Consider the following 23032-nt stretch of genomic DNA (forward strand, 5'->3'; position numbering starts at 1 on the left):
GGTTATTATGACAAAAGACGAATTAAACATGATCAGCTTTGAAATTGTTTCTTACTCAGGAGATGCTCGCTCTAAATTATTACTTGCACTAGAAAAAGCAAAAAATGGAAACTTTGAAGAATGTGACAGCTTAATTGAACAGGCAAATGATTGCTTGAATGAAGCACATAACTCACAAATGGATGTCATGAAAGAAGAAGCAAACGGAGAAACAGTTACAATGGGATTTATCATGACACACGCACAGGATCATTTAATGACATCATTATTATTGAAGGACATCATTGGAACATTGATTGACGTTTATAGAAAATAAATGAAGAGAGGATATAAGTTATGAATAAACTGATAAAATCAATTGAAAAAATGAAACCGTATTTTGATGCCATCGCAAGAAACAGATACTTAAAAGCGATTAAGGAGGGATTTGTTTCCGCAATGCCAATCGTTTTATTCTCAAGTATCTTTATGCTGTTGGCATATGTACCAAATATTTTTGGATTCTATTGGAGTAAAACAGTAGAAGCATTCCTGTTAAAACCATATAACTATTCTATGGGAATTTTAGGTCTGGTAGTAGCAGGAACAACGTGTTACCACTTAACAAAATCGTTTAACCGAGATATGCCAGTAGACAATCAGATCAACGCCATTTCTACAATGATGTGTTCTATGATCGGATTCATGGTAGTCGCTGTAGATTCTATTAAAGATGGATTCGCATCAGGATATATGGGATCTAAAGGATTATTAACAGCATTCTTAGTAGCATTCTTTACAGCCAACCTTTACAAATTCTTTATTAAAAGAAATATTACAATTAAAATGCCAGATGCAGTTCCACCAAATATCTCTCAGACATTCAAAGATGTTATTCCCTTTGGAGCATGCGTATTATTATTAACAATCTTTGATTTCTTCTTTAGAAAACAGTTTGATATGTGTTTTGCACAGGCAGTCATTCAGGTATTCCAGCCACTGTTTACAGCAGCTGATGGATATGTTGGATTAGCAATCATTTATGGAGCTATGGCAATGTTCTGGTTCGTAGGTATTCAGGGACCAGCCATCGTAGAACCAGCAGTAGCTGCTATCTACTATGTAAATATCGCAAACAACTTACAGTTATATCAGGCAGGAGATCATGCAGCAAATATTTTAACACCAGGTGTACAGCAGTTCGTAGCAACTTTTGGTGGTACTGGAGCAACATTAATGATCACTTTGATGTTTGCATTTTTAGCAAAATCAAAAGAGTTAAGAGCTATTGGACGAGCTTCTTCCGTTCCAGTTTTATTCGGAGTAAATGAGCCAATCTTATTCGGAGCACCATTAATCTTAAACCCAGTATTCTTTGTACCATTTATTTGTGCACCAATCTTAAATGTATGGTTATTTAAGATTTTCGTTGATTATATTGGAATGAACTCATTCTTATATATCTTACCATGGACAACACCAGGTCCATTAGGACTATTCCTTGGTTGTGGTATGGCGTTAAAAGCAGCAATTTTAGCTATTGCATTACTAGTATTAGACTTTGTAGTATACTATCCATTCTTTAAAGTTTATGATCATGAGAAATGTGAAGAAGAAAAAGAAAAAGGATTAGAAGAAGTAGGTTCTGAAGAACAGCAGATTGAAGTTGATGCAGATACATTAAAATCTAAGAGAATCTTAGTATTATGTGCTGGTGGTGGAACATCAGGATTATTAGCAAATGCTCTGAAGAAAGCTGCAGAAGAGAAAAACATTCCATTAATCGCAGCTGCAGGAGCTTATGGAGCACATACAGATATCATGCAGGATTATGATCTTGTCGTTTTAGCACCTCAGGTAGCAGCTTTCTATGAAAATCTGAAGAAAGATACAGATCGTCTAGGAATTAAATGTGTAGCTTGTGAAGGAAAACAGTACATTGCACTGACAAGAGATCCAGACGCAGCAATCAAATTCGTATTTAAGATTTTAGAAGGAGATAATTAATATGAGATTACCAAAAGATTTTATCATGGGTGGAGCAACTGCAGCATATCAGTGTGAAGGTGAATCAAAGGCTCATGGAAAAGGACGAGTAGCCTGGGACGATTATCTGGAAAAACAGGGCTGGTTCAGCCCTGATCCAGCAAGTGATTTTTATCATAAATATCCAGTGGATTTAGACTTATGTAAACAGTTTGGCGTCAATGGAATCCGTATTTCTATTGCATGGTCAAGAATTTTCCCAACAGGAGAGGGAGAAGTTAACCAGGAAGGTGTGGATTTCTACCATGCAATGTTTAAGAAATGTAGAGAAAATGGAGTAGAGCCATTTATCACATTACATCATTTTGATACACCAAATGAATTACATAAAAATGGAGATTTCTTAAATCCACATACCATCGATTGCTATGAAAGATATGCAAAATTCTGTTTTGAAGAATTCAAAGATGATATCCGTTATTGGTTTACATTTAATGAAATCTGGCCAGTATCATCTGGCCAGTACATTACAGGTACATTCCCACCAGGAGAAAAATATGATGTAGTTAAAACTGTTGAATCCATGCATAACATGATGGTTGCACATGCGAGAGCAGTCATTGCATTTGAAGAAGGTGGATATGAAGGTCAGATTGGTATTATCCATTCCCTAGAAACAAAATATCCTTATGATGAGAAAAAACCGGGAGATGTTTTAGCGGCAGAAAGAGAAGATGCACTGACAAATCAGTTCTTACTAGATGCAACATTCTTAGGATATTATTCTGAAAATACATTAAAACATATTAATTTCTTATATGAGTTAGAAAATAAAACATTTGCTCCAAAAGAAGAAGATATGGAATTACTGAAAAAAGCTGCAGCATGTAATGATTATCTTGGAATTAACTATTATCAGAGCCACTTTGTTCAGAAATACAATGGAGAAAGCCAGATTCATCATAATGGTACAGGGGCAAAAGGAACTTCTGTATACCGATTAAAAGGAATCAGCGAGCATATGTTTAAAGAAGGAATTGATCGAACAGACTGGGATTGGTTAATTTATCCAGAAGGTTTATATGACCAGATCATGAGAATTAAAAAACAGTATCCAAATTATAAAGCAATCTATATCACAGAAAATGGAATGGGATATAAAGATGATTTCAAAGATAGTACAGTTGATGACGAACCACGTATTGATTACATCAAACGTCATTTACAGTGGATTGCAAAAGCAATTGAAGGAGGTGCCAATGTTAAAGGATACTTTGTATGGTCCTTAATGGATATGTTCTCATGGTCCAATGGATATAATAAACGTTATGGATTGTTCTATATAGATTTTGAAACACAGGAACGTTATCCTAAGAAATCAGCATACTGGTACAAAGAAGTCAGTGAAACAAAAGAGGTATAAACGTATGGTAGATTATAAAGGAGTCATTTTTGATTTCAATGGAACATTGTTCTTTGATAATGATAAACATGTATTAGCCTGGAATGAAATTTCTAGACTGCTTCGTGGATGTGATATCACAGATGAAGAATTGCATGGAAAATTTAATGGAACACCAAACGATCAGATTATCAAATATATGACGGATGGAAAGGCATCGTTGGAAGAAGTGAAAGAATATTCTTCAAAAAAAGAAGCATTTTATCGTGAATTTTGCAAAAAAGATAAAGAACATTTCCATTTAGTAAAAGGCTCAGTAGAGTATTTTGAATGGTTAACAAACCATAAGTTTCCTTACACTATCGCAAGTGCCTCAATTAAGGAAAATATTGACTTTTTCCGGGAGTCTTTCCATTTAGATAAATATATTGATCCTAAAAATCTGGTATACGATGATGGAACATATGAAAATAAAATTCAGATGTTTTTAGATGCTTCAAAGAAAATAGGAGTTGGGATGAAAGACATCCTAGTAATTGAAGATTCTTTCTCAGGAATCAAAAATGCATATAAAGCAGGATGCGGTAAGATTCTTGTCGTATGCGAAAAAGAAAAAGAAGAAGAATATAAAAATCTTCCAGGAGTTCTTGGAACAATGCAGGACTTTGAACATATTTATGATTTCTTTTAATCTATCAATCAAACCTGAAGGGTGAGTCGTTATGGGAAAAAATATGATAACTGCAGTGAATGTAATAGAAGAAAGAGAAAATGATATTACATTCTTTGAAATGAAAAACGATGAACTTCAAATCAGGGTAACAAATCTTGGATGCCATATCCTGTCCATCTTTGCCAAGGACAGGGATGGCAAACAAGAAGATGTTGTTTTAGGATTTGAGGAAATCGAAGATTGTAAAGAAGACGGAACTTATATGGGGGCTATTGTTGGCCGAGTTGCAAATCGAATCAAAGGAGCAAGCTTTGAATTAAATGGAAAAACATATAAGCTGGCGGTGAACAATGGACCAAATCATTTACATGGTGGAGAGATTGGATTTGATCAAAAAATCTTCTGCTATGAAATCATTGAAAACGGAATATTATTTTCCTGTATCTCCCCAGATATGGAAGAAGGGTATCCTGGAACCTTAGAATTAAAAGTTAAATATTTACTGACAGGTAATAACTTAACGATGGAGTATGAAGCTTGGAGTGATGAAGATACTCTGTGCAATATTACAAACCATTCTTATTTTAATTTATCTGCAGGGAAAGAAAAAATTTATGATCATTACTTGAAGATTAACGCAGACAAAATAGCATGTGTTGATGAAAATTGATGATTGTGAGCAATTAAAATTAGCATCAGGCTATGATCATTCTTTTATGGTTAAAGGAGATGAAAATCAGCTTTCTTTATATGATGAAAAATCTGGACGCAAATTGACCGTATCTACAACATTGCCTGCCATGCAAATTTATACGGGAAATTTCTTAGATGAAGGATGTAATGGAAAACAAGGAAAACCATATGAAAATCGTGACGGTGTAGCAATTGAACCTCAGTTTCTCCCAGACTCCATACATATTGAAAAGGAGCCCAAAGTGATTCTGCGAAAGGGAGAAATTTATAAAGCTACAACAAAATATATTTTTCAAATAGATGAACAATAGATCATTGTTATTTATTTCCTATGTGCGACCAGAAAATATGATGGGATTCAGAGTGTTTTCTGGTCATTTTTTGATACCCATATTTAAGATGAAAGAAAAAATTAATGATGTGATTGTTGGATTTGGGCAGAAAATTGAAGGAATTGGAATTTCGTGCCCAGGACCACTTGATTTAATTAATGGAATTATATTAGAAACACCAAATTTACCAGGATGGAATTATTTTCATCTGACAGAAGCATTGCAACAAATTACAGGAATAAAAGTACAATTACAAAATGATGCAAATCTTGCGGGACTTGCTGAAGCGGTAATCGGAGCAGGAGCAGGAAAGAGTCATGTACAATTTCTAACAATTTCAACAGGAGTTGGAGCAGGATTGTGTATTGATGGAAAAATCTATCAAGGGGCCAAAGGATTTGCACAGGAAGTTGCAAATTGTATCTTATGGGAAGACGGACCATCTCATGGGGCATTGAAAAATGGATCTATTGAGTCAATCGCTAGTGGAACAGCAATTACAACCAGAGCCCAAAATGTTGGATTGGAAGTTGCACATGCTGGAGAAGTTTACGAATTAGCAAAAGAAGGAAATGAACTTGCAAAACAGATTATGGAAGATGCATACGAATATTTGTCTAATTTTATTGCGATTTTGTATGGAGTCTTAGATCCAGATTTGTTTGTATTAAGTGGAAGTGTTGCATTAAAAATTCCAGGATTTATTGAAGAAATTGAAAAAAGAGCAAAAGAAAAGGTATTTGATGCACTGAAAGATAATGTAAAAATTGTACCAGCTGCATTAGGAGAAGATTGTGGACTGATTGGAGCAGCATGTTTAGCTTTTGAAGGTTAAGATAGTGTCAAGTGATGTATGAAAAAGCTGAGCATAAAAAATAGGCTCAGATGAACCTTGAAACCTGTAGATATTGATAACGTTAAGCTCTCCGAGGGCTTAGGGCGCTGCCCTAAGTACCCGCAAGGGACTTGTCCCTTGACCTAATATCAGACTTTGCCCGAACCCATCCTCGCCGGAAGGCAGGAAAAGGGCGCAGTTGCCCCTTTTCTGCTAAACAGGATAATCCGAGAACCCTTATGTCAAGCAACTTTCGCGGCATATCCTTGTGCGGTGCACTGTGGTATTCCACGGTTTGCGTGACAACGGTTCCGCTCCTTTTAGCAGTTCCACCTCATTTAGGACTTTATATCCTGTGTGTTTGTGAGGACGAAGGAAATTGTAGTAAGCAACCCATAGAGCAAGGTCATAGTTGGCGCCGTCGATGTTGTCAAAGCCGTTCGTAGGTCTGTAAGAGACCTTGTATGTACGATTGAGCCTTTCAATCATCTGCTTGTATGGTCGGAATTCTTTTGACACTTCATCGTCGTTGGTAAGTCCAATTACCTGAGTGATGCTGAACTTAAATTTATCACCAAACTCATGGAAGAACTGCTGGGCAGCTAATGGATAGGCACTGTATCCATCCGCAATAAATTTAAAGTTTTTCGGAAGCTCTTTTAGATTTCGGAAAGCCATTCTCATCGCAAGGATACAGGGACCAACACCGCGATTATCAGAGATCCGGTATCCAATGATGGAACGTTTTGCAGCATCCATAATGAACCAGACGTAAGCTTTAAGACCACGGATTTTGATATAGGTTTCATCAGCCGTGAAGACGGATTCGGTGCCATAATCGTAATGATCGACAAAGGGTTTGATGCAAAGAGCTGCGGATTTACAGTAGTTGGCAATGCTCTGATGAGAGATAGTGATACCGTAAAGGTCATGGAGCGCCTGCTTAGTTTTCCTGAGAGAAAGTCCAAACAGGATGAGCCAGAATTCAGGCAGCTTATCAGCGCATGGAAAGAAAAAATATGACAGAATCTAAAAACAATCAAACTGCTGAAGGAGGTTTCGCAGTTTGATTGTTTTTTCGTTTAACATCTGATATTAACTGTAAAGCCCGAAACTCAACAGATAGGCTACAAGTACAGCCGCAGGTCCTGTGACAAGTCTCGTAAAGAGCATGGCGGGTACTCCGGCGCTCACGGTATCGTCCTCAGCTTCCGCCAGGGTCAGCGCTACAGGTACAAAATCACATCCTACCTGAGAGTTGATGGCAAACAGTGCAGGAAGAGAATAAGCGATGGGAATGGTTCCTTTCCCGATCTCTACACCGAGGAGTACACCTACCACCTGTGCGATCACCGCACCGGGTCCAAGGACCGGGGACAGGAACGGAATGGCACAGAAAACGGACAACCCCAGAAGGCCTGGAAGACTTCCGGCCAATGGTTTGATGGCATTTGCCAGGAGATCGCCGATGCCGGTATAGTTGATGATACCAACCATGATGCTGACGAAGATCATGAACGGCAAAATGTTTTTCAGGACAATATCCAGAGTGTCCCGGCCGGCCTGATAAAATACATTCACAATACTTCCAATGCCGCGGCCCATGCTGGTAATAAAGTTAAAAAATTGATTTCCTCCAGGGGCGGGGGAGGATTCTTTTATCTCAGCCGGTTCTGGGACAGCCTGCCCGGATACTTCAGGTTCAGATGGAACAGCCTCACCGCTTTGGGTAATACAGTCCAGTGTAGTGCCGGAGACAAAATTATCTTCTTTGATATATTTGCTGAGCGGCCCGGACGGGGAGATGGGATGGATATCGATGGTCTTTACTCCCATTTTCGGATAAACACCGCACCGGAGTGTCCCGCCGCAATCTACCACTGCGATGATGATGGTGTCGGGTTCCACTTTATTGTTAAAGGCATCCACTACCGGGACACCAAGCAGCGACGCAATTTTTTCAGCCAGAGGATGAATGGAGCCTCCGGTGACAGAAGCGACGACTTTCCTGGTTTCCGTTTCATAGACAGTCAATGGCCCGCCCCATCCGCTGGAGCCTTTTGTGATCGTTACAGATGGTTTCATTTTGCTGCACCTCCTTTATTTTTTGCCATGATCTTTTTCGTGAGGAATTCAGTGGCATTTCCACGAATAAAGATGACGATGACGCCGGCCAGCAGGTAACGCACGGCCAAAGGCATAGTGGAGTAGCCGAGCTTTGTAATGCCGGCTGCGATACCGGTCCAAACAAACAGTTCTCCGGCATTTCCGTGTGGAAACAGGCCGGTGATAGGGTGCGCAAAGGAGAAACAGGCATCGATAAAGGCAGGTTTCTGGTCTTCCTCCACGAACCGTCCCATAGTATAGCACATGGGATTGGTCAAAAAGAAAAGGGAGATTACAGGCAGCAGGGTGTAACGGAGCAGGCGGAACCGGGTCAGTTTTTTAGAGAAATTCATGACCCTGTCCTCTCCTACCAGAGTGATAATGGCATTGATACAGGTGAGCAGGATCAGAAGATTGGGAAGAATTCCGGTGATCAGGCCCATCAGGTTTTCTCCTCCTGCGGATACGATCCCGGTAAATCCTTCGGCTAGTTTTACAAATACATTCATAAATATATCCTCCTTAACATGGACAGACAGCAGTTTTCCGTTTACCGGCAATTTGTTCTAAGGCTGAGGCAAAAGCGGCCTTATCATTTTTCCGTTTCATCAGGGCAGTGACAGAGCAGGCAGGACATCCGATATAGTCATTTTTTTGATTGAATCTGGAAAATACAGTCCGTCCCTTCATTTCATAGTAATCTACAATCTCATCTGATTCATTGACCACGACCAGCACGATAACGCCCGGGCGGAAGGTCAGGCCGGATTTGGCAGTTCCGATGGCCAGAAGATTCGGTGTATGGCGGTAGGCCTTCTTCAGGTCTTCAATGGACTGGTACATTCGTTTGATCTGAAACCAGCCGAAGGCGGCCTGAGCTGCCATTGTGACCATCAAGATCCCAAGAACATAAGTAAACATAAAGCGGTTAGCACCTCCTTGATATGAATAGATTGACAAGAAGTTTCACGTGAACTCTTAACATGTGTTGATACTATCCTGCCCTCAAAGTGAAGTCAATTCATCTGATTGTTTTGGAACATATTTTACGATTGCACAAAAATAAATACAAAAAACCAGAGTGTTCCATAACATTTGTTCCATGTCTTCACTTTTGATTGACGAAGGTGAAGGAAGGTAATTATGATGGGGTTGAATTTCAATACAAACCTGAATTATAAGAAAGAGGTGCTAACTATGCAAACACGAGCGATCAGACTTTATGGAAAAGAGGACTTGAGGCTGGATACATTTGAACTGCCGCCTATAAAGGAAGATGAGATTTTGGTAAAGATCATTTCTGACAGCGTCTGTATGTCCACTTATAAGCTGTCTAAGCAGGGGGCAGCCCACAAGAGAGCCAGGCCGGATCTTAAAGAGAGGCCTTCGGTCATCGGGCATGAGATGTCAGGAGTTATCATAGAAACAGGCGCGAAATGGAAAGACCTATACCAGAAGGGCCAGAAGTTTACGGTGTTGCCCACGGTCACTGAAAACGGCCGGATGAAAACAGCGGGTTACTACTACGAGACTTATGGGGGAGACTGCACCTACTGTATTCTTCCCCGGGAAGTTATGGAGCACGGCTGTCTGATCCCATTTAATGGAGACTCCTTTTTTGAAGCTTCCTTATCAGAGCCCACGGCCTGTATCATTGCCGGGTATCGGAGAATGTACCACACATCGGAGGAAGACCATGAACACCGTATGGGTGTGAAACCCCAGGGAAGTCTTGTGATCTTCGGAGCGTGCGGACCCATGGGACTAGAGTGTATTGACTATGCCCTACAGCTGGAAAACGGGCCTTCTAAGATTGTCGCCGTCGATATGTCCAAAGACCGGCTTAACAGAGCAGAAAAAATGCTGGTTCCTGACCCGGAAAGCGGAAAAGAGCTGTATTTTGTGAACGCAAATGAATGCCGGGATATGGCAGAGGAACTGAAAAATCTGAACGGTGGCAGAGGATATGATGATGTGTTTGTCTATGCTCCGGTGGAAACTTTGATCGAGCAGGCGGACCGGGTGCTGGGAAAAGACGGGTGCATGAATTTCTTTGCTGGCCCTGTGGATCAATCGCTTTCAGCCAGGATCAATATGTACAATGTGCATTATTCATACACCCATCTGGTGGGATTTACCGGAAGCACCAATGAAGATCTCCATGACGCCCTGAAGTTGATGGAACAAAAAAGGATCCGCCCTACGGTGATGGTAACACATATCGGAGGCTTAAGCAGTGCCATTGAGACTACTCTGCATGTTCCGGAGATCCCGGGCGGGAAAAAAATGATCTATACACAGATCGATCTGCCGCTGACAGCTATTGAAGATTTTGCGGAGCTTGGCAGGGAGAATCCACTGTTTGAAAAGCTGGCAGTATCATGTGAGGCCCACAACGGATGCTGGAATGCGGAGGCTGAAAAGATTTTGCTGGATGAATATAATGTGGATCTGACACGATAGGGAGGAAGGGAATGTTAGTTACTTTAAAGGGATTATTAGAAGATGCTAAGAACAAAAAACAGGCGGTTGGGGCATTCAACGGAACCACATTGGAAGGAATCCGTGCCATAATCGGTGCAGCTGAGGAGCTTCAGAGGCCGGTGATCCTCCAGCATGCCCAGAGTCATGATACGATCATAGATTTAAATGAGATTGCCCCGCTGATGCTGCACTATGCAAGGAGTGCCTCTGTGCCGGTGGCAGTGCATCTGGACCACGGAAGCACCTTCAAACGGTGCATGGAGGCAATACGGGCAGGGTTTACTTCTGTTATGTATGACGCGTCTGCCAAGCCGTTTGAGCAGAATCTCATGGAGACGGCAGAGATTGTTAAAGCTGCCCACAGTGTGGGAGTATCTGTGGAAGCAGAACTTGGGCATGTGGCAAATGTCAATGAGGATCCCGGGGAGGACAACATTTATACGGATCCTGCTCTGGCTGAGGAGTTTGTGAAGCGCACTGGAGTGGACTGCCTGGCCGTTGCCTTTGGCACAGTGCATGGTCTTTATGTAAAGCAGCCAAGGCTGGATCTTTCCATTGTAACTCAGATCAGTGAAAAAACCGGCATTCCCCTGGTCATGCACGGGGGCTCTGGGGTATCCGGAGACAATTACCGCAGAGCCATAAAAGAGGGAATCTGTAAGATTAACTATTATACATATATGAATACAGCGGGAGGGAACGCGGCTAGAAGCTTTGTAAAACAGTCCGGAGAACATCTGGCCTATGACTGTCTCACACTGGCGGCGACGGAAGCTATGAAGCAGGATGTGATGGCTGCCATGAGAATATTTGGAATGGATGAGTGACCTGCAGATCTGCTATAATCGTGTCAGCAGAGGGAATACATTCAGTGTGGGAGGGAGAATGATGGCAGATGCAGAGGAAGTCAGGATGCTCGCTGAGATCACCAGGCTTTATTATGAGGAGGAATGGACACAGCAGAGGATCGCTAAAAAGTTTAATATGAGCCGGTCCCTGGTTTCGAAGCTGCTTTCTAAAGCGAGAAGGATCGGGATTGTAGAGATCATTATCCATGACGAGGAGTTTCACCCGTACAGGAAGCTGGAGGAGGAGCTTAAGAAACGGTTTCAGATCAGAGAGGCAGTGTGCGTCAGTGTGGAAAACAGTGAAAATCCGGTAAAAACAGTGGGTGCGGCAGCAGCAAAATATGTGGCGAGAAAGCTGTCCACTGTGAAGTATGTGGCAATGACGGCGGGAACTACCACCCGCCAGATCGCTGAGAGCTTTTCATCGGGAGTGCCCTTTGACCATGTGACATTTGTACCTATGTCGGGAGGATTGGGGGAAGAACGGTGGGAGATCCAGGCCAATGTGGTGTGTGAGCGGATGGCAAAGAACAGCGGGGGGAACAGCCTTCAGCTGCATGCCCCCATTGTTTTAGATTCCTATGAGGCAAAGGAAATGCTTTTAAAGCAGCACTTTATTAAAAGTGTCATGGAAAAAGCCAGAAATGCGGAACTGGCTGTGGTGGGACTCGGCAGCTCACCTCAGTATTTTGAGCTGACCGAATCTTATCTGCACGGGATCAACCGGGAGAAGGATGACATCAGCAGACGCCTGGTCGGTGACATTTCTTATAATTATTTTGACAAAGAGGGAGAACTGATAGACTGTAAATGGAACAGGCAGCTCATCTCTTTAAATATTGAAGAGATCAAACGGATTCCGGAAGTGATTGCTGTGACAGAGGGGACAGAGAAAGCGGCAAGTCTGTATGCGGCTCTCAAACATAAGATCGTGGACGGGCTGGTGACCGATGTTCATTCCGCCAGAGAGCTGATCGAGATGGATCGGAGAAGGCTTATGGGAAAGGAAAATTAATTTTAAAATAGACTGTTTGGAAAATCGAAAATGATTTTCCAAACAGTCTATTTTACATTTAAATTCCATTACAGATAGGTTTGCATAAGATTTAGAATTATTTTAATTATAAAGTATAAAATAGCAATGTATGATATGAATTTGCCGGTCTTAGCTCCAAGATCACCGGGATGTCTCATAGCTAAAAGAAGTCCCAGAAGGCTTAATATCAAATAGAGAAATAAACTATAATGTAGTCCGTCCAGAGAAATGATTCCATTTTGATTGCCTGACCAGATCGGAATTCCAAATCGCGCAAGAATCATATCTCCATAACAGGTCATAGGTGGAAAAGTAAAACCAAAAAACAGAGTAATGACACTGAGGACAATGGAATAAGTTCCAAGGCCAGATTTTCTGCCACTATTATATCGGTTGACCAGACAAGCTGAAACCTTAAAAAAAGTATAACCCAAAAGTCCTCCAAGGGTATTTGCAATCAGATCATCAATGTCTGCCAGCCTTCCCACGAAGAAAAACTGAATGCATTCGATGAAAAGGGACAAAAGCAATATAATTAGCACTGTTTTTCTCAGACTTCGTTTTTCAGTCTGCTGCATTAAGGGGACAAATACTCCCATGGGCAGGAACAACAAGATATTTAATATGATGTAAGAAAGGTCTTCACCGATAAAAGGAATCAGATTATAGTTATGGGCTCCATTGAGACTCCAGGCATCAAAAGCAAACATGCCCGTGACAATACCAATAAAAATAAGATATACAGTAAAGAGGTACTGCAAAAACCAATCGCCGTTTTTAAAAGTTTTTATCTTACCCATTACTTTTAATACGATTGCAATTAATGCATAAATAATCAATCCAGCGATCAGAGCCTGGGCAAGCAGTATAGCGCCTTTAGAAAAATTTTCTCTCATGATCAATCCTCTTTCTTCCATCGGAGCACAGACAATAATGTCAGGTAACAGCCAACCGCCAGGAAAAACAGCACCGTAGTGAGCCTTGTACGAATAAATATATTCTGGTGCTTCTTGTATAGTGCTAAAAGAATCCCCTGACTGATGACAAAAGCTGAAAACAGCCAACCGAGATAAACTGTAAGATTCTTAAATGTGACGAAAAACAGCCCCTTTTCTGTTTTAATGATATAATCTCGGTATAATTTCCTAATAACCAACAGAAAAGCTAAAGCAGATGAAAGAAAAATCAGAAAAGTTTGCCCAATGGAAAGGTTATATAGATTATGTTTTTCTTCGGGCGGTATGATATATTCATAGCCGGTTTCTTTCACAATTCTTTTTACTTGCTGGACAACCTGATGATATTCATTTTTATTATCATAATGTAGATACCCTTCACACTTGTCAGATAAAAGAATCTGTTTAAAATCCAGAGTATCCTGAGGAGATAGCTTAATGCTAGGCATGATTAAATAATTGTCTAAATTGATAATTTCTTCATCAACCTTGACATTTGTTTTTTTGTCTAGAAAACCTATTATTTTACAGCGGATATTTTTAGTTGCTAGATACGAGTTTTCAACAATAGAATTTAGCTTAAAAATATGTTTATAATTTGCACCCGCCACAACAGGAACGATCTGATTAGAAGTTTTTTTATATGCAGATCGTTTAAAAAATTCTCCAGTTTGTATGCTTTGATCGAGATTTTGTCTTTTTGCATAGAGTTCTGAAACCTGCATAGATTTCAAGGGTGTGATCAGCACATCATCTATTTTTTGGTTTCCTTTCCCGTTAATGACACTTTTGCTGCCTTGAAATTTTTTTGTATAAATAAAATCTTGGTTTGATATTTCATAATAATCAATATTTTTTATATTCATAAGCTGTTGATACACCTGTTTTAAAATCTTTAAAGAATCCTTTTTTCTTAGAAAGTTTTCATAACGGTAGCCTTTTCTGTCGTAATTGTCAGCCAGCAGCCAATCTCCTTGGCTGCTATTTTGAGAAATTGAAGAATTATTTCTTTCGACAAATAAGGCATAAGAATAGACAGATGATCCAAAGACAAATATGATTATAATGGTCACGAAAACCAGATAATGTTTCAGCCTGTTATTAAAATCCATAATACACACTTGAAGAATACAAATCAATCAGACAGCAATTTTTTGTGGCCCATCCGGTACTATTCTCCACTTTGCCTTTTCCCCATATTCTTTTTGAAGTTTTCCAACATCCTGTTGAATAGTCTGCCCACAATTTGACTGTAACATAATGCTTCTGGTTTGCCGTTACATACCCCTTGCCGTTTCCTTTAAGATAACCTTTTTTCCAGTTCTTGTTTGCTTTTGCTTCTTTAGCCGTGATTTCCTTAGTCGAAACCCAATGTTTTGATGCCTTGACTCTTTTATCCATGGCGAAGGCAGAAGTAGATGAGGAAAATATAGTTGTTGTGATTAATAAACCAATTAAAAGTCTTTTCCTGTCAATACCTTTTTTTAAATATTAATAGCTTCCATTATATGTATATAATCTTTGTACACTATACCATTGATGAATCTTTTAGTCAAGACTAAAAGAAACGTTAAGTTGTTTACATTTTATGAATACTATTATTAAGTACTTCTTTTATCTGGTTGTTTTCCAGACGATCATAATGGATTCCGCATTGGATACAGACGGGTTCATGCAGGCTTTCCCAGAGGGCATTGTCCCGGCGTGTACTCACATATCCGTCCTTATGTCCCGGAAACCGTAGGGTTTGAATATTTCCATTATACCCCATAAAGCTCACCATGCCAATATGAGTGCGGCTTCCACCTGCGATAAGAACCTGGATGCCCTCATCGAGACGGGTTACATGGGCACAGATCTCATACCGGAACAATTCTGTCTTCAGCAAAGTCTGCTTTATCATTTCATTTTCCTTCCCATCGCTGAAATCCTTCAAATTCTACTCCGAACTGATCTAAAATCTTGCCGGCCACGTGTCTTGTCATATCCTCCACAGACTGAGGATGATTGTAATAACTCAGTACAGGGGGCAGGATGACGGCGCCAGCCTGGGAAACTTCATACATATTTCTCAGGTGGATGTTGCTAAGAGGACACTCCCTGGCCACAAGCACAAGCTTCCGGCGTTCCTTCAAGGTCACATCGGCGTCCCGGAGAAGCAGGCTGTCACTGTACCCGCTGTGAATCCCCGCTAAGGTTTTCATACTGCATGGAACAACGATCATACCTTTCATGGGACAACTGCCGCTGGCTGGAGCGGCACCGATATTGCGGTTATCATAGACTGTATGGGAAAGGCCCTGGAGATCCTCTAAGGCTAAATTGGTTTCCAGTGAGAGGGTTCTTGCGGCACTGTCTGTCCAGACATCCACGGGCTGGGATCAACGTCTAAAAGCTGTGCTCTCTGGAACCGCTCTTTTAAGGAAAAAGGAACAGTACAGTCAAAAATGGTCTTGCAGGCGATCCCATGATACCGGATACTCGGTGAGAAGTCAGGATCATTGGACGGATCCAGCGGATGGCAGCGGACACCGGGCATGGCCTTTTCAATCATTCCGATAATGCTGGCTTCTGTGGGGATACCCGCCATGGATACATGTTCTTCGCTGGGACCGATGCAGGTTTGTAAAATAGGATCTTTCCGGTGTGTCACAGCCGTCACCTTGATCATCCGGCACTGTGCTTTTCCATGGATCACCACTGTCTCTATGGGATGTCCGGCACATTCAAACAGCTTCCATCCAAGCTTCTCAGGAGAACAATCCGCAGGCATCACACCTGAGGTTGTCCGGACCGGAAGAGTAGAATCCATTATCAGCGGCGTTGCAGTGGGTGAAGGTATCAGCCTGCTGGCAAAAAGCAACTTCCGGATCTTTCAGGCCGGCCAGGTGAAGGTTGTACCGCTGGATCCGCCTACGAAATTATCTGTTGTCCTTGCAAAGCTTGCGGGAACGGCGCAGACAGATGCCATGAGGATCTTTGCGGACTATATGTGCAAAGGGTGTGAGGTATAATACTATCATCACACCATCCACTGCCTTTATTCTTTTATAGTTTTCTGATCTGTAGTGCCATTTCCATAATACAATCTTTTGTCTGCTGGCAAAATCCCAGGCGGTCATAAAAACCGTGATCCATACCCTGGTAACGGATCACCTCACACGGTATACCAGAATCCCACAATTTTTCAGCAAATAAATCGTTGGATAAGCGGAAATAGTCAAATTCGGCTTCGATGATTACTGCTTTTTTTAGGTTGGACAAATCATTTGCATAAAGCGGAGAAATCGAAGGATCCTTCACGTCTTCTCCGTTGGCTGCGTACAAATCATGAATGGTATTGTTTAAAATCCGAAAGCGGTTGAGTCTTGTCATTGCATGATTGTAGTGTTCCGGGATGACTTCATATTTATGATAGTCCCAGTAGTCCGTATCTTCGGCATAAGATAAATCCAGTGCACCGTACACAGGCATGGTCAGCGCCACTTTTTTTCCTGTTTCAGAAAGGGAGCATGAAACAGCAAGGTTGCCGCCGGCACTTTCGCCGGCAGCAGTGATTTTGTTTCTGTCCAAATTCCATTCTCCCGCATGGTCCCAGATCCAAGAGATAACCTCTTTGCAGTCATTGAGGGCTGCGGGAAAAGGATTTTCGGGAATTAGCCGGTAATCCACAGAAATGACAGTGGCTTTAGATTGTTCTGCCAGAAATCTGCATTGATGTTCAAGGACCTTCGTACTTCCTCCTAGGAAGCCTCCGCCGTGGAAGAAAATCACCGGTTTCTGCATTTGCCCGTTTGGAAGACGAAAAAAGGTAACAGGGATAAAGCGGTCAGAAAGTCTGATCAAAAAGGGCATTTCTTCTACCAACTCTTGTGTGATGTCCAGATTCTCAGATCCCATTTCAAGCCTCAGGGAAGAAAGATCCATAAAAGGTGTGAAGGGAGCTTTCTCATAGTCTGTCAGAAAAACTCCGGACTTTTCCACCTTCCCGATCACAGAAGGATCGAGGAGGTGGTTCCTGTTACAGCCGGGAATTTGTTTCAGTCTGCAGCAATCATTACTTCCAGCATAAAGAGGGATCATTTTTTCTTTAAACATATAGATCTCCTTATAATGATTCAATGAGCAGCAGATCTTCCTGGGAAGAGACGGATCCCTCCCGGAGTAAGGTCATTTTTCTCTCGGAGCCGCCTGATGTATCAATAATGATGACCGTAGGGTCAAACCCTGCTTTTTTAATCTCATCTATTTCAATGGCAGCAATTAAATCTCCAGGCATGACAATATCACCAGTCTTTACATGAGACTTAAAGTATTTTCCATCTAATTTTACCGTGTCGATTCCGATATGTATTAAAAATTCTTCCTGGTTTTCACTTACAATGCCATATGCGTGCAGGGTCGGATAAACGGCGGCCACAGTTCCAGCAACAGGCGCTGTAATTTTTCCATTTTCGGGAATGACGGCAATACCTTTTCCAAGTGCCTCAGAGGAAAATGCAGGATCCTTTACTTTGTTCAAAGGGAGAACTGTACCGTCAGCAGGCGCATGTACTTTGATTGCTACAGCTTTGGATGTGGATGTACTGAGCTCTGTATGATCTGCCGTGACATTTACATCAGCCCGTTCTGATTCCGGTATCATAGAATCATTAAAACCGAAAAGATAAGTAAGAACAGCGGAAATCAGGAAAGCACCAAAATAGGCGATTACAAACCCGGTAAATCCGGCACCGAAGTAAGCAGGGAAGGTTGGAACGGCAGCGACGGCTACAGCCATAGCCCTGGCACCGCAGGCTCCTGCAACGGCACCACCGATACCTCCTCCGATGATAGCAGCCGCAAATGCTCTGCGATATTTTAATGTAATTCCATAAATCGCGGGTTCAGAGATTCCGAAAAATCCCATGAGAGCCGCAGGGGCCGCGATCTGTTTCAGCCGTTGATCTTTTGTTTTCAGCCATACACCGAAAGCAGCGCCTGACTGGGCGATAATGCTGGGACCAAATACAGCCAGGATGGTATCAAAACCAAACTTTTCAATGTTGGAGAAAATGATCGGGAATAATCCCCAATGAATTCCGAAAATAACAAGCACCTGAGCAATGGCGCCGATGAAACCTCCCGCAATCATAGGGTTAAATCCATACAGGTTCATGTAAAATCCTGCTATCGTATTACTGAGCATAGAGCCAAGAGGTCCAAAGACGGTTATCGTCACAGGAACTACAATTAGGAGAGAGAAAAATGGAGCAATTCGGCTTCTGATCTTCTCAGGAAGCAGTTTTGCGAGGCCTTTTTCTACATATGAGAGCAGTAAGATCGCAAATATAATTGGAAATACGCTGCTCTTAAATGTGGTCAGCTGTACAGGAATACCTAAAAAGCTGATAGCCTTTCCGGCATCATAAAGAGCCGTCAGATTCGGATATAATAATGCTCCGGCAATTGTTACGGACACAAACATATTTGTCTTAAAGCGTTTGGCGCAAGTGATCGCCAGCACCACTGGAAGAAAATAATATAGACTGTCCGCAGCTGCATTTAAAATCTGATAGGTTCCGCTGGCGTCCGTCAAAATACTGGATGCAGTGAGGATGCTCAAAAGTCCCTTTAAAATACCAGCGCCGATCAGAACGTCAATGAGGGGAGTAAACAGGCTGGAGATGATCTCCAGAGCTGACCCTAAAAACCCTTTCTTTTTCTGACTGCCGGCCTCCGAAGAAGCAGAAGAACTCTGCGGAAAGATCCCCTGGAGTTCTTCATAAATGTACTGGACCTGGGGACCGAGTACAATCTGGGTCTGTCCTGCCACATCCATCACAGATAGAATACCATCCAGCTTATCAAGACTATCCCGGTCGATTTTGCCGGAATCTTTCAGGTCAAGGCGAAGCCTTGTGGAGCAATGGGAATAAGAAATCACATTCCGCTTCCCGCCTACTTTTTGCAGAATTTCTTCTGCCATTTGTCTGTTTGTCATGTTGTTTCCTCCTTAAGATTGAAATAATTTATCTTAAGTCTTGCCTGCCCGAAGCAGTCACAATCTTAGCAACTTATGATTTACAGCTTTCTGCTCTCTGACAGCAGCCGTTCAATGTGAATGGTCAGATAGACCTGTTCACTTTTCGTAATGGTGTAGTTATAGCTTTTTTGTATATATAAAGCGATCTTCCGGGAACATTGAAATGCTTCCGGCATGTTTTCCTGAACCTGAGGGTATAAAAAGGATGCTTCTTCTGCCGGAGGCTCATTCATCATAAGCCGCTGGGAAAAGAATTTTAAATGCAGTATGAACCTTGTATAGTTTAAGGAATTTTCATCAAAATCTATTTTAAACTCATATTGTACAATGCTGCAGATTCCTTTGATCAGCCTTGTCATATCGATGACTGACTGGATTTCGTGACCGTTAAGTTCTGCATTAATAATATGCAGGGCAACAAAACTGGCTTCATCTTCCGGAAGCTTTACATTGAGAGTGGAATTCATCAGTTTGATCGCTTCCAACGCAATCTGATATTCCTTAGGGTAGAACCGTTTGATTTCCCACATCAACTGATTTTGGAACAAAAGTCCTTGTTTAAAACGTTCTACTGCATAATACATATGGTCACATAGAGTCACATAGATATTCTGATTTAATTCCTTAGAAAGCTTTTGTTCTGCATGCTGTTTAATCTGATCCGCCAGATAAAAGTAGTCAATAGGAATCTGTTTTAACAGCTCCGAAAGTCTGTTTCCTGTGGCTTCTTCTTTCAGTATAAAAATTCGTTCAATTTTTTCTGCCTCCACCGGATCCCCTTTTCTCTTCTGAAAACCCAGTCCAAGGCCTGTGAGAATAATGTCCTGTCCCTCTTGGTTTTTTGAAAATATGACATTATTGTTTAAGACCTTTTTAACATGAAAGCACTCCTGCTCCATTTTTATCCCTCCCCCAAATATAAAAAGAGACCTAAATTATAATAAGACATAACTCATGCCTTATTATAATTCAGGTCTCGCCTATTCTATAATAGTCACGATCCCTATCGAATTGTTGATACAAATTTATCACAGCTGCCGTAAACTGTCAACTGGATGTTGAGAATTTGTATAAATGTGATAAAAACAAAAACAAACTTTGGTCAGATATTACAACATGATAACCGTAACACCCATATCTCCCTCACCGAATTCTCCGTCGCGGTATCCAGAGATCCGTTTTTGTTTTTTCAGAGTCTTTAAGTAGTTATGGATTCCTTTTCTCAGGGCTCCTGTTCCCTTTCCGTGAATGACGGTAATCTGTCCAAGGTTTGCCAGACAGGCATCATCAATGAACTTATCAAGCTGGGAGACGGCTTCATCCACTGTCATACCAAGGACGTTGATTTCAGGACGGATACTGGAAGACTTATTGATCGCAGTCCGCCCACTGTTTCTGGCTTCATTTCTTGCATTTTCCCGTTTCACCTGTTTCACACTCTTAGTGATCTCCAGGTCTTTGACATTGACTTTGGAGCGCATCATTCCCATCTGTACATACAAGTCTCCTTTGGAGTTGGGAAGTGTCTGGACTGTGCCGCTCAGGGAAAGGCTGGTCACATAAACCTCATCTCCAACCTGAAAATCTCCAGGTTCATGTTTTTTGGACGCTCTGTTTTTAGAACGATATGCCATATCTTTTTCCAGTCTGGACATTTTGCCGCGAAGATCACTTCGCATATGCTCCATTTTCCTGTTTGCATCTTTGCCTGACTGCTTCTTTAAATTGTTATATTCCTTGATCGTCTCATCGGCAGTTTCCTTTGCCTCGGAAATAATCCGGTAGGCTTCCTCACGGGCCTCGCGGAGAAGTTTCTCACGCTTTTCTTTTATATTTTCCTGGCGTTCCTTCAGACTCTTTCTCAGGTTTTCGATCTCTTTCCGGTATTCAAAGATTTCTTCCTGTTCCTGCTCAATCGTCTGCTTGCTCTTTTCCAGATCAGCCAGTATGGTCTCAAAATCTTTTACTGATTCATCAATCTGATCCGATGCATGCACAATAATATGGTTATCGAGTCCCAGCTTCCGTGAAATCGCAAATGCATTACTTTTTCCGGGAATGCCGATCATCAGCCGATAGGTCGGGGATAATGTCTCTACATCAAATTCACAGGAAGCATTTTCAACTCCGTCCGTTGAGAGCGCAAACATTTTCAGTTCGCTGTAATGAGTCGTCGCCATAGTTTTTACGCCCCGGTCATGCAGGTCCGTCAGAATGGATATAGCCAGGGCAGCGCCTTCCACCGGATCGGTTCCGCCGCACAGCTCATCCAGCAGCACCAGAGAGTGACGATGGGCATTCTGAATGATAGAGACAATATTGGTCATGTGGGAGGAGAAAGTACTCAGGTTCTGTTCAATACTCTGTTCATCTCCGATATCCGCGAATACCTCTTCATAAATTCCCAGACTGGAACCCTGGAATGCAGGAATATGAAGGCCTGCCTGCCCCATCAGTGTAAATAAGCCCACGGTCTTTAATGAAACGGTTTTACCCCCTGTATTTGGCCCGGTAATGACCAGCATAGAAAATGCATCGCCGAGAGAGACGTTAATCGGAACCACTTTTTTAGGGTCAAGCAGAGGGTGGCGCCCCTGTTTGATATTGATCACGCCGTCTTCTCTGAAAATCGGTTTGCTGCCGTTATAGTCTTTGGCATATTTAGCCTTTGCAAAAATAAAATCAAGCAGAACCAGAAGCTTTTGGTTCTGTGCCAGACCATCCATATCGTAGGAAGCCTGTTCACTTAAAAGCGATAATATACGCTCGATCTCTGTCTGTTCCTGTCCCTCCAGCTCTTTTAACTGATTGTTCAGAGTCACCACCGCCATCGGCTCGATAAACAGAGTAGAACCGCTGGAAGACTGGTCATGTATCATTCCTTTAAACTGTCCGCGGTACTCCTGTTTTACCGGAATACAATAGCGTCCGTTTCTCATGGTCACAAGGGCATCCTGAAGCATGTCTTTGTTGGAGGAAGAACTGACCATAGCCGTGAGCTGGCTGTGGATCTTCTGATTGGTCAGTTTCATATTTCTGCGGATGTCTTTTAAGGCGGAGGAGGCATCATCACTGATCTCTTGCGGTGAAATAATACAGTGTCTGATATCCTTTAACAGGCCGTCCATCGGTACCAGAGACTCAAATACAGAATCCAGAGAATCGGCATCCGCCATATCATCCCGCTGTGCACCGTAGGCCAGTGCATTTTTTACTGCCTCCAAAAGACCGGCAATCTCCAGAAGTTCTCCGGCACTCAAAGTCCCTTTCATTTTCAGGCGTTTCAGAGAAGCCCCCAGATCATGTACTCCAAAAAATGAAATACTTCCCTGTTTATAAAGTCTGGTCAGGGCATCCTGTGTCTGTTCCTGGGCCAGGGATATTTCCGGTTCATCCGTCATCGGCTCTAATTTTTCACAGGCGGCTTTTCCAAGCTCTGTGGTGGCATACGCTTTAAGCCTTTCGATGACCTTGTCATATTCTAATGTATTTAAAACTTTTTGATTCATATTTTTCCCTCAGATTATTCAAAAACCATTATTTATAGAAGGTTTTCTTTTTTAGATTTAGAAAAAGTGTAGCATAAAATATGTGGCATGTAAACGAGCCAAACGGCAATTTTCCAGTGGATTTTCGGGACAGTTTATGTAATAATAGGGAAAGTAAAAGAGGTGCGG

General features: G+C 41.8%; 23 protein-coding genes and 2 pseudogenes. 11 read left to right on the plus strand and 14 right to left on the minus strand.

Annotated features, from left to right (window positions below; all coding sequences use genetic code 11):
* Positions 1-7: 7 nt before the first annotated feature.
* The 7 genes from P8F77_RS00800 to P8F77_RS00830 are packed head-to-tail and all read left to right on the plus strand — an operon-like array spanning position 8 to position 5900.
* Positions 8-316 (plus strand): PTS lactose/cellobiose transporter subunit IIA, encoded by a 309-nt coding sequence (locus P8F77_RS00800; protein ID WP_129702243.1) that lies wholly within the window; start codon positions 8-10, stop codon positions 314-316.
* Between the two features lie 20 nt (positions 317-336).
* The gene (locus tag P8F77_RS00805) at positions 337-1986 is read left to right on the plus strand and encodes a PTS lactose transporter subunit IIBC (protein ID WP_129702241.1); all 1650 of its coding nucleotides are present in this window, start codon (positions 337-339) and stop codon (positions 1984-1986) included.
* A 1-nt stretch (position 1987) separates the two neighbouring features.
* Positions 1988-3388, plus strand: coding sequence for a 6-phospho-beta-galactosidase (gene lacG, locus P8F77_RS00810; RefSeq protein WP_347256228.1), 1401 nt, complete (start codon positions 1988-1990; stop codon positions 3386-3388).
* A 4-nt stretch (positions 3389-3392) separates the two neighbouring features.
* Positions 3393-4058, plus strand: a complete 666-nt coding sequence (locus tag P8F77_RS00815; protein WP_129702239.1) for an HAD family phosphatase — start codon at positions 3393-3395, stop codon at positions 4056-4058.
* Between the two features lie 31 nt (positions 4059-4089).
* Positions 4090-4710, plus strand: a complete 621-nt coding sequence (locus P8F77_RS00820) for an aldose epimerase family protein (protein ID WP_267898144.1) — start codon at positions 4090-4092, stop codon at positions 4708-4710.
* The gene (locus tag P8F77_RS00825; protein WP_267898143.1) at positions 4700-5044 is read left to right on the plus strand and encodes a hypothetical protein; all 345 of its coding nucleotides are present in this window, start codon (positions 4700-4702) and stop codon (positions 5042-5044) included. The genes P8F77_RS00820 and P8F77_RS00825 overlap by 11 nt, the downstream gene beginning before the upstream one ends.
* The gene (locus tag P8F77_RS00830) at positions 5034-5900 is read left to right on the plus strand and encodes an ROK family protein (RefSeq protein ID WP_129702237.1); all 867 of its coding nucleotides are present in this window, start codon (positions 5034-5036) and stop codon (positions 5898-5900) included. The genes P8F77_RS00825 and P8F77_RS00830 overlap by 11 nt, the downstream gene beginning before the upstream one ends.
* Positions 5901-6209: 309 nt before the next feature.
* Here the strand turns inward: P8F77_RS00830 and P8F77_RS00835 are convergent.
* The 4 genes and pseudogenes from P8F77_RS00835 to P8F77_RS00850 all read right to left on the minus strand — a co-directional run.
* A pseudogene (locus tag P8F77_RS00835) lies at positions 6210-6866 on the minus strand (DDE-type integrase/transposase/recombinase); the annotation flags it as partial.
* Between the two features lie 129 nt (positions 6867-6995).
* Positions 6996-7985: a PTS glucitol/sorbitol transporter subunit IIB gene (locus tag P8F77_RS00840; RefSeq protein ID WP_129701950.1), complete on the minus strand. Its 990-nt coding sequence runs from the start codon at positions 7983-7985 to the stop codon at positions 6996-6998.
* The gene (locus P8F77_RS00845; RefSeq protein ID WP_006567948.1) at positions 7982-8515 is read right to left on the minus strand and encodes a PTS glucitol/sorbitol transporter subunit IIC; all 534 of its coding nucleotides are present in this window, start codon (positions 8513-8515) and stop codon (positions 7982-7984) included. The genes P8F77_RS00840 and P8F77_RS00845 overlap by 4 nt, the downstream gene beginning before the upstream one ends.
* Positions 8516-8528: 13 nt before the next feature.
* The gene (locus tag P8F77_RS00850) at positions 8529-8927 is read right to left on the minus strand and encodes a transcriptional regulator GutM (protein ID WP_129701948.1); all 399 of its coding nucleotides are present in this window, start codon (positions 8925-8927) and stop codon (positions 8529-8531) included.
* 222 nt (positions 8928-9149) lie between these two features.
* On the opposite strand from P8F77_RS00850, the gene P8F77_RS00855 reads away from it, so the two are divergent.
* Genes P8F77_RS00855 through P8F77_RS00865 form a run of 3 tightly spaced genes read left to right on the plus strand, consistent with a single transcriptional unit; the run spans position 9150 to position 12353 of the window.
* The gene (locus P8F77_RS00855) at positions 9150-10469 is read left to right on the plus strand and encodes a zinc-binding dehydrogenase (RefSeq protein WP_129701946.1); all 1320 of its coding nucleotides are present in this window, start codon (positions 9150-9152) and stop codon (positions 10467-10469) included.
* Between the two features lie 11 nt (positions 10470-10480).
* Complete coding sequence (locus P8F77_RS00860; protein ID WP_129701944.1) at positions 10481-11317, plus strand: class II fructose-bisphosphate aldolase; 837 nt, start codon at positions 10481-10483, stop codon at positions 11315-11317.
* On the plus strand, positions 11310-12353 hold the full coding sequence (locus P8F77_RS00865; protein WP_233441597.1) for a sugar-binding domain-containing protein: 1044 nt from the start codon (positions 11310-11312) through the stop codon (positions 12351-12353). Before P8F77_RS00860 ends, P8F77_RS00865 begins: the two co-directional genes overlap by 8 nt.
* Before the next feature lie 68 nt (positions 12354-12421).
* On the opposite strand, the gene P8F77_RS00870 is transcribed toward P8F77_RS00865, so the two are convergent.
* From P8F77_RS00870 to P8F77_RS00895, 6 genes and pseudogenes are all read right to left on the minus strand, one after another.
* Entirely contained in the window at positions 12422-13270 is an 849-nt protein-coding gene (locus P8F77_RS00870) for a VanZ family protein (RefSeq protein WP_165353867.1), read from the minus strand.
* 2 nt (positions 13271-13272) lie between these two features.
* Complete coding sequence (locus P8F77_RS00875) at positions 13273-14403, minus strand: hypothetical protein (protein ID WP_347256229.1); 1131 nt, start codon at positions 14401-14403, stop codon at positions 13273-13275.
* A 28-nt stretch (positions 14404-14431) separates the two neighbouring features.
* The gene (locus P8F77_RS00880) at positions 14432-14731 is read right to left on the minus strand and encodes a hypothetical protein (RefSeq protein ID WP_006567940.1); all 300 of its coding nucleotides are present in this window, start codon (positions 14729-14731) and stop codon (positions 14432-14434) included.
* A 178-nt stretch (positions 14732-14909) separates the two neighbouring features.
* Entirely contained in the window at positions 14910-15233 is a 324-nt protein-coding gene (locus P8F77_RS00885; protein ID WP_129701936.1) for a hypothetical protein, read from the minus strand.
* Between the two features lies 1 nt (position 15234).
* Positions 15235-15702: a UbiX family flavin prenyltransferase gene (locus P8F77_RS00890; protein WP_287520373.1), complete on the minus strand. Its 468-nt coding sequence runs from the start codon at positions 15700-15702 to the stop codon at positions 15235-15237.
* Positions 15648-16010, minus strand: a pseudogene (locus tag P8F77_RS00895) (hypothetical protein); the annotation flags it as partial. The pseudogene P8F77_RS00895 and the gene P8F77_RS00890, both read right to left, overlap by 55 nt.
* Before the next feature lie 148 nt (positions 16011-16158).
* On the opposite strand from P8F77_RS00895, the gene P8F77_RS00900 reads away from it, so the two are divergent.
* On the plus strand, positions 16159-16344 hold the full coding sequence (locus P8F77_RS00900) for a hypothetical protein (protein WP_034550405.1): 186 nt from the start codon (positions 16159-16161) through the stop codon (positions 16342-16344).
* 34 nt (positions 16345-16378) lie between these two features.
* Here the strand turns inward: P8F77_RS00900 and P8F77_RS00905 are convergent, their stop codons facing one another.
* From P8F77_RS00905 to P8F77_RS00920, 4 genes are all read right to left on the minus strand, one after another.
* Complete coding sequence (locus P8F77_RS00905; RefSeq protein ID WP_233441594.1) at positions 16379-17428, minus strand: alpha/beta hydrolase; 1050 nt, start codon at positions 17426-17428, stop codon at positions 16379-16381.
* Positions 17429-17438: 10 nt separating this feature from the next.
* Positions 17439-19313, minus strand: a complete 1875-nt coding sequence (locus tag P8F77_RS00910) for a beta-glucoside-specific PTS transporter subunit IIABC (RefSeq protein ID WP_129701931.1) — start codon at positions 19311-19313, stop codon at positions 17439-17441.
* A gap of 80 nt (positions 19314-19393) precedes the next feature.
* Positions 19394-20254 (minus strand): PRD domain-containing protein, encoded by an 861-nt coding sequence (locus P8F77_RS00915; protein ID WP_006567932.1) that lies wholly within the window; start codon positions 20252-20254, stop codon positions 19394-19396.
* Between the two features lie 210 nt (positions 20255-20464).
* Entirely contained in the window at positions 20465-22864 is a 2400-nt protein-coding gene (locus tag P8F77_RS00920; RefSeq protein WP_024728910.1) for an endonuclease MutS2, read from the minus strand.
* Positions 22865-23032 lie beyond the last annotated feature (168 nt).

Origin of the sequence: Anaerostipes sp. PC18, assembly GCF_039789045.1 — a bacterium.
Lineage (GTDB): Bacteria > Bacillota > Clostridia > Lachnospirales > Lachnospiraceae > Anaerostipes > Anaerostipes hominis.